Below are 12,664 nucleotides of genomic sequence, written 5' to 3'. Positions count from 1 at the left end.
ACCTCAACGCATCTCATTGCTTTTAAATGAATTGGTCATACGGAACTGCCACAGTGCAATCCCAACCACAAAGATCGACAGCAGCAGTGTGATCGCCGCAGCAATCGAATACTGTGAAGAAGACATTGTCAGCTTATAAATCCAGGACACCAGAATGTCCGTACCACCCGCATTGCTGCCAATGACCGCCGGCCCACCATTATTGAACAGGTATATGATATTGAAATTGTTGAAATTGAAGGTGTATTGGGTAATCAGTATCGGTGCGATAGAGAACAGTACCAACGGGATAGTAATGGTGCGTAACTGCTGGAACTTACTTGCCCCATCAATTGTTGCAGCCTCATAGAGATCATTCGGAATCGCCTGAAGTACGCCAGTTGTCATGGCAAATACAAACGGAAAACCCAGCCAGGTCTGAATCAGAATCAGAGCCGTTTTAGTCCAGAGCGGATCCGTCAGCCAGGGTTTGGGATCAACACCGAAGAAATTCAGAATTACATTATTGATAACCCCAAAAGTTTCATTGAACATTCCGGTAAAAATCAGAATGGTTACGAAACCGGGAACTGCCCAGGGCAGAATGAAAATAGTCCGAATCAATGGTTTAAATTTCAGATCTTTCTGATTAACCAGAATTGCCAGCAGAACTCCAACGCTACATTGCAGCGTTGTTGCGACCAGCGTCCACACAACGGTCCACTGTAAAACATCAAAAAAGGTCTGACGCCATAAATTAATTTTGAAAATATTAATAAAGTTTTTCAGTCCGACCCAGTCAACTAATTTGGCCGGAGGAGAGTTGTATAAATTATAATTGGTAAAACCAATTGCAAAGCCGAAGACAATCGGAAAGACCACCACAAAAACTAATAGAATAAATGCAGGTGTAACCATCAAATAAGGAAATCCGGATTCCACTACTGTCCGGTACTGGCGCCGGATTGAATGTAATTCCCGGCCCTGATCTCTGAGTTTTCCATTGGTATAAGCATCATAAAACGCCAGCGCGTAAACACCGAAACCAAAAATAGAAACAATGACCGAAATAATCCCTTTCGCCAACAGGAATACCGAATTATCTTCCGGTAAAGATTCTCCAAGAGTCAGTAATCCCCAATATCCATTGGACAAAAAATCAGAAAATACACCCCAAAAGCTCAGCATGAAAATAAAGAACATTACCGCTTTGGCGATTTGCTTATTATAGAGTTGTCCCAGCCCCGGAATTACAGACAACCACAGAGCGTAATATCTGTGTTGGGTCGGGTAACTCATCTCACTTTGCGACAGTTCGGAAGATAACGTAGGCATAAAAATTCCCTGAATACAACGACATCTGCCAGCCTGAACCTCAGGCTGGCACCATTGACTCTTTAAAGCCCCATCATGGCGTGGTTGGCTTCAATCTGCATATTGATCGCTTCAACGGCATTGTTTAAAGCCGTTTTCGGATCCAGCTTACCGGTCGCAATCAGCTGAAGTGCACTGTTGGCCGGAGCCCAGACTTCATTCATTTCTGGTATTGATGGCATTGGCGTCGCATATTCGGCCTGCATTGCCACAGCCCGGGCACCTTCATTGTTTTTGATAATCGGATCTTCAATCAGAGCTTTCACCGCCGGGACTTCACCGGTCAGCTCAAAACGTCGTTTCGAGTTCTCATAGTTATTGATGAACTCAATATATTTCTGAGCCAGAGCCTTATTGTGGGAGTATGACGAGACACTGTAACTTTTAACGCCCATAAACGATCCCATATGTTTTCCATTCGGCAGGATCGGTAATGGTGCAACACCGTAATTGATACCAGCCTCTTTATAAGGCTGGAACGACCACGGGCCAGTCTGTACCACAGCAGCTTTCCGCCCGGTGAAGAGAGAGTCAACAGCATTCAGGCCTGACTCACCGATAATCCCACGCGGAAAAACTTTTTCTTTAAAAAACTTCTCGACATATTCTCCGCCCTGAATTGCTCCCGGAGTATTCAGCAGAACAGAATTTGCGTTGTAGGAACCATCGTTGTTTTTACCGAAAATATCGCCGCCCATCGCATGAATAATGCCGTAGGCGTAATAGATCTCATCCCATTTAGCCAGTAAACCGTACTTACCTTCCTCCCGGAATTTCTTCGATGCAGTAAACAACTCTTCCATTGTTTTTGGTAATTCGGGCATTAAATCTTTGTTATAAACCATAACCACCGTTTCTACGGCTTTCGGTAAACCATATAACTGACCTTTGTAGGTCAAAGCATGAACGGCAGAATCGGTAAACGTATTCAATACAGCCTGATCGACTTGAAGAGGTGCCAGTAAACCCTGCACGACAGCGCTACCGATTTGATCATGAGGCAGATTAACCACATCGGGGCCGGTTCCGGCCGGACCATCCATACGTAATGACTCAATCTGCCCGCCATAAGGCAGTTCCTGAACCGTTACCTTCACATCGTATTGTTTTTCAAATGCTTTGGTCGCATCGGCATTACCGACTGATTTCTGGATATCTTCCCAGACCAGTAGCTGGGACTGAGCCAGTACATGAAATGAAGTAAGAGCACACCCGGCAGCGAGCGCCACAGCTTTTGCTGTGCTTGATAACGTACGTTTTTTCATAACGTCTCCTGGTTAGAATCGATAGGGTGTATTGATCATTGACGGTTAAATTCCCTTCACCCTTTTGCACACGTTTAATGATTTGCTGTAACCAAATTTCCTTATCAAGAAAACGATTACCCTAAACAAAATATTCCCAAACACAGCGAATTGACTACATTTTTTCCCCACATTCGTGACCGTAGACACAAAAAAAAACCAAAAATTGGAATACGTTTACACTAACAGCATATAATCGTCTTCAGCTAATAGACAAAATACTCAAATTAATATAATCGTTATAATAATCATGAAGTTAAATGAATTATAAGAGAGAACCCACTCATGGCATCTATTGAGTTATCTAACGTAGTTAAGCGTTTTGGTGATGTAAAAACAATCCACGATGTAAACCTTTCCATAGACAATGGTGAGTTTGTCGTATTTGTCGGTCCATCCGGCTGCGGGAAGTCGACGCTCCTGCGGATGATCGCAGGTCTGGAAGAGATATCAGAAGGAACCATTGCCATCAAAGACAGAGTCGTCAATGATGTACAACCTTCAGAACGTGGGGTTGCCATGGTGTTTCAGTCCTATGCTCTCTACCCGCACATGACTGTAGCCGAAAACATGGGCTATTCACTGAAAGTCAGCAAAACCCCTAAACCAGAAATCGAAAAGAAAGTCCGTCAGGTTGCCAAAGCACTTCAGTTAGAGGCTCTGCTCGACCGGAAACCTTCGCAACTTTCCGGAGGACAGCGCCAGCGGGTGGCTATCGGGCGTGCCATAGTCAGAAACCCGGACGTATTTCTGTTTGATGAACCCTTATCGAATCTGGATGCGGAGTTACGCGTTGAAATGCGCCTGCATATTGCCAAACTGCATCAGGAATTGCGCTCTACAATGGTCTATGTCACCCATGATCAAGTTGAAGCAATGACGCTTGCCGATAAGATCGTAGTGCTCCGCTCAGGGCAGGTCGAACAGGTCGGCAGTCCGATGGATCTCTATTACTATCCACAGAACCAGTTCGTTGCCGGTTTTATCGGTTCTCCCAAAATGAACTTTATTCCGGCAACCGTCTCCCAATGGTCTCCGGATGCAATACATATCACGATGGGTCAGCCAGAACGTGAATACGTGTTACCCGTCGTGACAACCCCGGTTCAAGCGGGAGAGTTGATCACATTAGGGATAAGACCGGAGCATCTGAACCGGGAATCAGGCGATCTGGAAATCAATTTCCACTCAGAAGTCGTTGAACGATTGGGCAGCAGCACCTACATCTTTGGCCAGAGTCTGGGGGTTGATGATTTTAAATTCCTTAGTTCCGGTGATTTTTTCATTGAACCCTACAAGGAAATGTCACTGTTTACTCATTTCAACACCATTCACTTATTCAATCAGCAAGGCGAAAGTATCCGCCTTACCGGACAAGAGCCCGATATCCGGCAGGTACAGCAGGCGTAATATAATTTTGCACCACCAGATCAGGTATTGTGGTGCAACGATAACTCAGATAACGAATTCTCTGGAAATCGACGATAGATTATTTGTTTCACTGTGTGCCAACAAAATAAGAGGTCAGCATGGCAACCATAAAAGATGTCGCAAAAGAAGCCGGAGTTTCGGTTGCAACGGTGTCGAGAGTCTTAAACAACACGGCCAATGCCAACCCGGAAACCCGGGCCTCGGTTCAGAAAGCGATGCAAAAACTCGGCTATCGCCCGAATGCCAATGCACGGGCGCTGGTCAGTCAGACAACCAATACCATTGGTGTGTTGATCGGGGATGTTTCCGACCCGTTTTACGGCAGTATGGTGAAAGCTATTGATTCCATCGCCATTCAGCATGGTAAATATCTGCTGATCGGCAACGGCTACCATAACGCCAGTTTCGAACGAGAAGTCCTCGAATTACTGATTTCGAGCCGGTGCGAGTCGCTGGTTGTGCATAGTAAAGCGCTCTCGAATGAAGAATTGATTGAGTTTGCCCGGGAGGTGCCAAGTATGGTTCTGATCAACCGTTACATTCCCGAACTCGCAGAACGCTGCATCGCCCTCGACAATTACCGGGGATCTTATCAGGCAACTGAGTTTCTGATTAAAAATGGTCACCGCAATATTGGCTACATCTGTTCAAATCACGATATTGAGGACACTGTCCACCGCAAACAAGGCTATCTGGACGCAATGCAGGCAAACCATCTGGATGTTGACGAAAACCATATTGAATATGGTTCTCCGACAGAAAAAGGCGGAGAAGAAGCCATGGTTAACCTGCTCTCTAAAAATCTGCAACTCTCTGCGATAGCCTGTTACAACGACTACATGGCTGCCGGAGCAATGTCGGTACTGGATGAAAACGGTATCACAATCCCCGGTGAAATCTCATTAATCGGATTCGATGACGGTATTATTGCTAAATATCTGCGTCCGAAACTGACAACCATTCGTTATCCGATTCAAATGATGACAGAGAAAGCCGTCAAACTGGCTTTAAAGCTCGCCAACAAAGAACCGATAGAAGATGACATCCGGGTTTTTGTCCCAACAATGGTCCGGCGGGACTCCGTCATCAAACGTTAAATCAATCGGATGATTCAAACAGCAAATGGCATTCCGGGGAAAATCTCAAATTGCCAGCATCCCGTCATGGTGTGTCGGTATTCACCAAGGTCAGGGACGGGGGTTGGCTGGTTTTATCCTCCGGCTGATGCCATTTGTTTTCCGCTTCGTTCCAAAACTGTTCCAATATGCCAGTCTCATACCAGCAAACACTTCCCTCATATAAATAAGCAGACATTATTGGGGTAATGCGATCTCGGCGGCGGGAACCTGAATCCACTGGACGTGGCCGGCCTTATAGATCGCGGTGCTTCTGGCATCGGTATGGGCGGCTCTGGCTTGTGGGTCGTAACCGGCCTGATCGTACATGTGGATGCTGAGCCCCCGGATTTCATGGAATGTCGGCCGCTGGCAGGCTGGCAGGTGTTGTTTTACCCCGGCTTTATCTCGGTAGCGGGAGAACTGGCGGCTCAGGTACTTCTTATTGACCTGCGTGGGATGATCGCAGTAATCACTCATGGTATTGGCGGAACGTTCAGAGCACCGGTGAACCACATACGGAGACGACACATCATCAGCCCGGCTGGCTTCGATGATCCGGCGCAGGGAATCCGTCACCGGAATCATCACCCGGCTGGCCTGTTTGTCTTTGACTTTCTGGCGGTGAATTCTGAGAAATCCATAAACCATGTACTCGCCTTCTCTTCTGGGTTGGTCGAGCACTTCATAATCCTGATACCGAATCCGGCAGATCTCATTGACGGCATGGGTTGTTTCCAGAGATAAGTCCATCGCAATCTGCAGCCAGGGCGGCGCCAGATTCCGGATCGCCCGGTATTCATCCAGCGTAAGCCGCTTGCGCTGCTTATCTTCTTTTGGTTTGCGTTTTTTCCGGCTGGCCGGGTTATCTATCATCACGGATTCATCCACTGCGTAAGCAAAGACTTTTTCCATAAACGAGATCCAACGGTTGTAAACATTATTGGATTTACCGGCAGCAAACTGGTCCAGAACCATATTCACTTCCTCCAGTCCGATAGAAATTCCCCGGCAGTCACCCAGCACTGTGCTGAGTTTTTTGATCTTATTGTTAAAGTCAGCCAGTGTACCAGCCGTGGGTGTTTCCTCATCCCGGTAGCGTTTCACGACCTGATTCAGAAACCGGGAGAACGGCAGTACGGCCTTACGGTTTCTGGCCGAGATCTGATGAGGATGAATCGGATGAACCAGCTCCGGATCAATCCGGTAAGTTGCGTTATACCGGCGGGCCAGTGCAATGGCTCTGGATTTGTCCCTGCCCAGCGATTTCCACGAATCATCAACACGGTGGAATACATATCCTTTGACACCTTTGAAATAGAGACCCTCAGGCAGGTCTCTGTATTTTTGACTTCTTGGCCTTGGCATAATTCCTTCTTCGCCCCCTAATATTAGTGCTGTAGCAACTCATCTAACAAAATATCACCGGTCACCTGTTTTTCTTTTTCGACATCAACGTAATAAGTGCGACCAATCCGTTTACCGGGCAAAGTGCCCAAATCGATTTCCCTGCGGCACGTCCGGACGTCAGGAGCCTGTCCTTCCGGAAAACGTGCTTCACGCCATTTACTTAGCTTCATAAGCATGAAAATACCTCGAATCACTTCTAATTATCTGAAGATTGAATATGAAGATGGTCACGAAACCATGCTTCATCGTCTGTTTGTCATTGAAATAACTATTTTTTTGACTGAATCTTTATTTGGAAAATTCACGTTTCTCATACAGCGGAGAAACCACCGCTGAGCCGCCTTCCCTGACATGTTCCGGGAAGGTCGGGAACAGACCGAACTCACGCAGGTTTTCGATTCCCAGCGCCACAAAATTAGCGACCCGCTTGCCATTAATCGTCTTCTCGCAACCGTCTTTTCTGACCACGCCCGCTTCTTTCAGCTGCTTTTTCAGAATGCGGTCCGATTTCACCGGCAGACTGTCAAACTTCACTTTCAGAGACGGACTCTGACTGATGTGCTGCATAATATGGCTGGTCCGGACCAGCAGACACAGTTCGCCACTAATCCATTCGTAGGTATACGGATAACGGAAATACCCGGCATCCATCTCGCCCAGCGCCAGCTCCATAATCCAGACCCAGGGTTCACGCTCGGCACTGGTTTCACTGATATGCGTATTCATTTCCGCAACCATGTCATTGATGAAATAACCATAGTTGGTCGCAACACCGGTAAACTCACACAACAGCTTCCAGGCCAGCAACAGACAGGCATAGTTATCCCGCATCCGGCTTGCACCATTGTCTTCCGGTTTCGCCATGCAGTGTTGGTTCAGGTACTGAACACATTCCTGATAAAGCCGCTTAATCTGAGAGCGGGAGAAATGAGTCAGATACTGAATCCAGTCCTTAACCGGAAAACGCGGTAATTCGTCCGGGATCAAATCACCTTTCCGTCCGGTCAGGTCAGAACGGACCAGCTTACCGAGCAGTGACTGAACCGGAACGTCTTCCCCGGCCAGCAGCACCGGCGCAATACACAGGAACTCGGTCATATCGATGCCACGCCGGGTAATTGTGTACTGATAACTCTCCTGTAACTGGGCGACCGCTTTATCGATCACTCCCTGTCCCTGAGCACTGAGTTCTTCCCAGCCGACCGGATGAGATGTGTGAGAAATCGAAGTCAGCAGACGAAACTCGGTCTTCAGACTCTGCCCGGAGAACATCGTGAACGCGATCGTCCGTTCCAGAGACTTAATCAGCGTTGACTTACCGGAGCCTTTGCCGGATTGCAGCATGTAGTGTGGCCACACACCCAGAAATGTTTTCAGATGCGCGCCCAATCCCCAGACCAACAACATCAGGGCTGCATTCTGCCGGAACGTCGCATGATAGGCCTCGAGCACTTTTCGTCCCTGTCCCGGTGTTCCATCGGGGAATTGCAGATTGTGATACGGACACTGCTGAACCGGGTCGGTGAAATAACAATCCGGACCTTCATTGAGAATCGCCTGCCCGTCATGCCAGGCCAGACCGACAAAATTGACCGCATGCCGGGCGCCGATATGCGTGGCACGTTCAAGGATGGCAATCATCCGGGTAAATTTTCCCGGATTGAAGATGCCGCCACCGACCCGGCGCCAGACATCGATGTTGTACAGCTGCTCTCTCTTGAGGACAAAACGGGTCAGATCATAAGGTGAATCGGGCGTCTGAATTGTTGCCGAATAAACTTTTGTCGGCTGTAAGTCCGGCTCACCGGTAATGGCCGAGTGCGCTGACGAGATCGTCACTTTCGCCAGTCCGGCAATCCGGAAACTGCATACATCCTGTGGGATTTTCTGCTCACCTTCCTCTTCATGGGTCATGATCTTCAGGTAACTGGTGAAATCGCTTTTCACCCGGTACAGCCAGTACAGATACTGATCGTGTTCCGGTAACGGTAAGCGCTGGAAGCGCCCGGATTCGAACTCACCATCCTGACCGAAAACCAGCCAGGGTTCATGGTGCAGCAACGCATACCGGGTCAGCTGCGGACCGTGCTTATGTAAATAGTCATTCAGATCATTAATTTCATCCCATTTCCCACCGGACTGACTGACCAGAAAACAGGGAATATTCAATGCGGTACATTTTTCATGGACAACCCACGCCGCTTCCGGACCGGGACGATGCCCTTTCCTCGGTCCCGTTTCTATCGGGGCATCGTTATCAAAGCAGCAAATCACTTTTTTTCCGCGTAAAAAACGCCAGTCAATTTCATCGACAGCCAGTCCACGGGTCGCGATCGCTGTTGTCGTACTATTGCCCAGCCCTTCCGGATCAAAAGCAGCAATGGCCGAAAATGCGTTGATAGCCGATTCGACCACAATGACCACGCGAGCCCGCTTCAGCGCAATCAGGTCAGGAATATAGGGATAACCGCGTTTTTCACCCTGAGCTTTAGTTTTCAGATCGCCATTGAGTGCCGGTTCGAAAAACCGGTAATCGATGCCGACCACTTCCCGGGAAAACAGACTCCGGGCCGGGAAACTGATTGCCGGACCGCCATAACCTAAATCTCCGGGGGCTTTCTCCGGGTTGGTCCAGTCACTAAAGCCAAATGCACCACGCTTTTGCAATGCAGCGACAACCGGCTCCGGAATCATCCGTTGTTCGATCAGATAAGACCGGGCTTTGCCTGCTGCCGCCAGTTGCTTGTCGGCCAGCCATTCAATCTGGGATTTAGGTGCTGCCATAACTGAGAGTGATGCATCACGCGGCAAACCATAAAGCTCATGCAGAAATGCCATGGCTTCGCTTGCATCAGAAGCCCGGCCACAATAAATCACCATATCAATGCAGCTGCCACCGTCACCGCTGGCATGGTCTTTCCACATCATATAGCCCGATTGCCCGGCATCGAAAATACTGACACTGGGATGGTGATCCCGACGGTTTGGCGCCCGGTAGTTTCCTGCCGGATCAGGCCGTTCCATTCCCAGCCGTTGAGCCAAATCATGTAATTCAATCATCTGTTTGAGTTTTTCTGCGGACGCCATACAGCGAACCTCCAATCATCGTTGAGAGCACTCCCGGAATAACCGGGACAACTAGTGTTTCTAACTGTGGGTAACGCTGAGCGTCTGCGACGGATTACCGTCGGCGACCGGAGAACGGGGCAAAACCCGGATATCCGGAATCGGGTGACAGGCACGAAAGTCTTGCATCATGCAAGTAGCCTGAGTTGAAGTGATAGTCATGTAACCTCCTGCGGTTCGAATAGATTTCGTTTCTCAGAGGACTGCGCTACAATCTTACGTAAGGATGAAATGGTGTTGGAGCCGTGAGCATTGAGGTTGCCGCCTCGCTCTAGTCCCTACGGTCGATGGTTGTTCAGACCTCCCGGGCCCTTATCGGTTGCCGCCGGTAAGGGTTTTCTTCTCTGAAACAGTGTCACTAATGTCAGTGGCTGTGATCCCTCCTTTTAATGCAAATCACTATTTTTATATTCATGATTTTTTCAAATATATTTTGCACAAATAATATTATTTACAATATTTTTAATTTTTGTACAGAATCAGGTCGTTTTACAATATCGCCAACTCATTTGAATTAAATATAACTCTCATTATTTAATGCAGATGAATTCATTTTTTTGCCAATGTTATTTATATATAAAGAAATAATATTTTTCTTTAACATTATTAATATTTGAAAAATATCATTCTATGGCAACAAAAATATCAGTAACGCATCAAAAAACAGATTTATTTATGTCAGTTACAGGAACTTTCTGACACCGCGATGACAACAAATTCGGTGAACATTCATATTATTCGCTATGATTTTATTATTTATTGTGTCGCATCATAAAGAATTTCCCTCATAAAAATAGTTCATCTGGTTACATATCGCAGATCTGTATCTATTGTCTCCTTTCCTGTCTACATATCTTATATTCAACACTAAGGTACTGACAAAAATCTTAGTAAAAATGAAAAAGTTACGGATAAAACAGGCAAGAACAGCGATGAACCTGACCCGGGAGCAAGTGGCGGTTGCTATGCATAAATCCCCTCATACGATCAAATCCTGGGAAACATCGGAGCGCCAGCCCAGAAGCATGCAGGAAATAGAACGCTTGTGTGACATATTAAATATTAATGTCAGTTGGTATCTGGCTGGTAAAGGTCCGGTTCACCCGATTTCATCGACAACAGAACAAGAGCTGTTAAAGCTTTTTTCCCGGCTGACTGAAACACAGCAGCAAGCCATTTTACAAATGATGCGGGTCATGAAATAAACCGGTGACGAATGAAATAAATTGCCCGATAAATATTCATTGTACATGACCAATATCACCGGACAGGGAACATGAACTCACCCATACTGTCATGTTTCCAGATATTGTACGCTTTCACCTTTGGGGATAACGAAACTACAGCTGAGAATATGTCCGTTTTCGCTAATGACTTCCGTCACATTCTCACACATCCACTCCGTATTAAATTCAGGACGATGATAACCACTCAGCTGAATATTCCGCTCTGCCTGAATACCGGCAATAAACGGGAGCTCATCCAGAGAGAGTTTGTAGTCTTTACGCTGTTCGTGATACAGCACCGCTTCGGCGGCAGCCTTGGCCGCCTCTGCATCGGGGAATATTTTGCTGAGTTTCTTTATTTTCCCGCCGTCTTTTCCCACTCTGACACTTTGCCGGTAACCGAGTTCGACCTGCTGCCAGAATGCTTCAACGGCCTGAAAACGTCCCGTTCCCGACAAGGTCAGCCTTGCTTCAACCTCATTGGTCAGTTTCACGGCGACAGGTGAAAGCGGCGCAGCAGACACACTCTGGTTATCTCCCCGGGGAAAGAAGACCAGTCGTTCCCGGGCAATTTTCATCGTTGCGCCATGCTCTTTGGCCAGTTCCGTCACCAGATCGGCATCACTCTGACCGGCCTGAATATAATGGGGAATCTGAATCGCAGCATAGCTGGCAGAAACAGCCGGTGTCAGGCCATTACGCTGGGCAACTGTTTCAACCAGTGCTTTCAGTGTCACCTGACTCCAGGTGAAATCCCGGTGAGTTTTGAACTTACCGCCCATATTCCCGGCGTAACCGGCGAGAGTCATGGTTTTTTCCGGGCTGGTCAGGGTCACGGAATTGACCGTGTACTCACCCCGGAAAACCAGCGCATTTCGGTCAACCCCAGTATAGATTTCAATCTGTGACTGCCGCTGCGGAAACGCAACCTTGCCGTCATCGGCCAGCACCAGTTCAAAATGGTCGCTGTCGATACCGGCATTATCCGTAATGGTCAGCCGCAGAAAAAACGGACGAATCTTCGCTGTAATATCCTGACCATCGGCCAGAATCTGAAAACAATCTAATCCCATAGACTGATCTCCGCTTCTTCTCCGGCCGGTGACAGCAGCGGCAGTTCTATCGAAATACCGGCCTGCAACGGGTGTGGCTGAGCAGACAAGCCCCGGTTGACTTTCAGAACCGCCTCATAAGCTCCCGGCAGTCCGTCATAGTACTGATAGGTAATCGCATCAATTTGATCGCCATCTTTGGTTACATAGGTTGTCATCGTTATGCCTTATCCGGATATTCCGTGACTTCAAGAGTAAATTCAATTTTTCGGGCAACCCCTTTGGTAAAGAGTTTGCTCTTATCGACATTCAGCCGGCGCACCGTCCATAAGCCCCAGTCTTTCCCCAGACCGTCAATCAAACGCAGCGGTTTTCCTTTATCGCCTTCGGCCTTCATTTTTTCGGTCTGCTCAAGGCCACCACGAAAATGGGGGTAAATCACCCCCTTGAAACGCAGGGTCGACAATCCGCCGCCAATGAATTCCGAGCGGGGTTTACGCCCCGCCAGATGATGATCGGCCCATCGCCATTCGTGGCTTTCACTGATGGTCTGCAATGCAGCCGTATCGATACTGAACCGATAATTTCCCAGTGCCATCATGACATCAGCCATAGCGCCTCCTTTTTACCTCAACATGTTTTTGTAA

12 protein-coding genes are annotated in these 12,664 nt (G+C 47.8%); 3 read left to right on the top strand and 9 right to left on the bottom strand.

Features of this window, described 5'->3' with window-relative positions; genetic code table 11:
- Nucleotides 1-3: 3 nt before the first annotated feature.
- On the bottom strand, nucleotides 4-1,314 hold the full coding sequence (locus OCU74_RS17765) for a sugar ABC transporter permease (protein ID WP_087481030.1): 1,311 nt from the start codon (nucleotides 1,312-1,314) through the stop codon (nucleotides 4-6).
- A gap of 62 nt (nucleotides 1,315-1,376) precedes the next feature.
- On the bottom strand, nucleotides 1,377-2,618 hold the full coding sequence (locus OCU74_RS17760; RefSeq protein ID WP_087481031.1) for an extracellular solute-binding protein: 1,242 nt from the start codon (nucleotides 2,616-2,618) through the stop codon (nucleotides 1,377-1,379).
- Nucleotides 2,619-2,942: 324 nt separating this feature from the next.
- On the opposite strand from OCU74_RS17760, the gene OCU74_RS17755 reads away from it, so the two are divergent.
- Nucleotides 2,943-4,067, top strand: coding sequence for an ABC transporter ATP-binding protein (locus OCU74_RS17755; protein ID WP_087481032.1), 1,125 nt, complete (start codon nucleotides 2,943-2,945; stop codon nucleotides 4,065-4,067).
- Nucleotides 4,068-4,186: 119 nt separating this feature from the next.
- A complete protein-coding gene (locus OCU74_RS17750; protein ID WP_087481033.1) occupies nucleotides 4,187-5,185 on the top strand; it encodes a substrate-binding domain-containing protein in 999 nt (332 codons plus the stop codon).
- Between the two features lie 216 nt (nucleotides 5,186-5,401).
- Here OCU74_RS17750 and OCU74_RS17745 read toward each other — a convergent pair whose 3' ends face one another.
- The 4 genes from OCU74_RS17745 to OCU74_RS17730 form a co-directional block, all read right to left on the bottom strand.
- Complete coding sequence (locus OCU74_RS17745; RefSeq protein ID WP_087481034.1) at nucleotides 5,402-6,571, bottom strand: tyrosine-type recombinase/integrase; 1,170 nt, start codon at nucleotides 6,569-6,571, stop codon at nucleotides 5,402-5,404.
- Nucleotides 6,572-6,594: 23 nt separating this feature from the next.
- Nucleotides 6,595-6,789, bottom strand: coding sequence for a hypothetical protein (locus tag OCU74_RS17740; protein WP_087481035.1), 195 nt, complete (start codon nucleotides 6,787-6,789; stop codon nucleotides 6,595-6,597).
- Nucleotides 6,790-6,901: 112 nt separating this feature from the next.
- The gene (locus OCU74_RS17735) at nucleotides 6,902-9,700 is read right to left on the bottom strand and encodes a toprim domain-containing protein (RefSeq protein WP_087481036.1); all 2,799 of its coding nucleotides are present in this window, start codon (nucleotides 9,698-9,700) and stop codon (nucleotides 6,902-6,904) included.
- 60 nt (nucleotides 9,701-9,760) lie between these two features.
- Nucleotides 9,761-9,901, bottom strand: coding sequence for a hypothetical protein (locus OCU74_RS17730; RefSeq protein ID WP_159457418.1), 141 nt, complete (start codon nucleotides 9,899-9,901; stop codon nucleotides 9,761-9,763).
- 734 nt (nucleotides 9,902-10,635) lie between these two features.
- Here OCU74_RS17730 and OCU74_RS17725 point away from each other — a divergent pair.
- On the top strand, nucleotides 10,636-10,944 hold the full coding sequence (locus tag OCU74_RS17725) for a helix-turn-helix domain-containing protein (protein ID WP_087481037.1): 309 nt from the start codon (nucleotides 10,636-10,638) through the stop codon (nucleotides 10,942-10,944).
- Between the two features lie 89 nt (nucleotides 10,945-11,033).
- Here the strand turns inward: OCU74_RS17725 and OCU74_RS17720 are convergent, their stop codons facing one another.
- The 3 genes from OCU74_RS17720 to OCU74_RS17710 are packed head-to-tail and all read right to left on the bottom strand — an operon-like array spanning nucleotide 11,034 to nucleotide 12,630.
- Complete coding sequence (locus OCU74_RS17720; RefSeq protein ID WP_087481038.1) at nucleotides 11,034-12,038, bottom strand: phage late control D family protein; 1,005 nt, start codon at nucleotides 12,036-12,038, stop codon at nucleotides 11,034-11,036.
- The gene (locus OCU74_RS17715; RefSeq protein ID WP_087481039.1) at nucleotides 12,029-12,235 is read right to left on the bottom strand and encodes a tail protein X; all 207 of its coding nucleotides are present in this window, start codon (nucleotides 12,233-12,235) and stop codon (nucleotides 12,029-12,031) included. Before OCU74_RS17715 ends, OCU74_RS17720 begins: the two co-directional genes overlap by 10 nt.
- A gap of 2 nt (nucleotides 12,236-12,237) precedes the next feature.
- Complete coding sequence (locus OCU74_RS17710) at nucleotides 12,238-12,630, bottom strand: phage tail protein (protein WP_087481040.1); 393 nt, start codon at nucleotides 12,628-12,630, stop codon at nucleotides 12,238-12,240.
- Nucleotides 12,631-12,664: the final 34 nt, after the last annotated feature.

The organism is Vibrio mangrovi (genome assembly GCF_024346955.1).
Taxonomy (GTDB): domain Bacteria; phylum Pseudomonadota; class Gammaproteobacteria; order Enterobacterales; family Vibrionaceae; genus Vibrio; species Vibrio mangrovi.
Note: the sequence above shows the minus strand (reverse complement) of the source record. Positions and strands in the feature narration are given on the sequence as shown.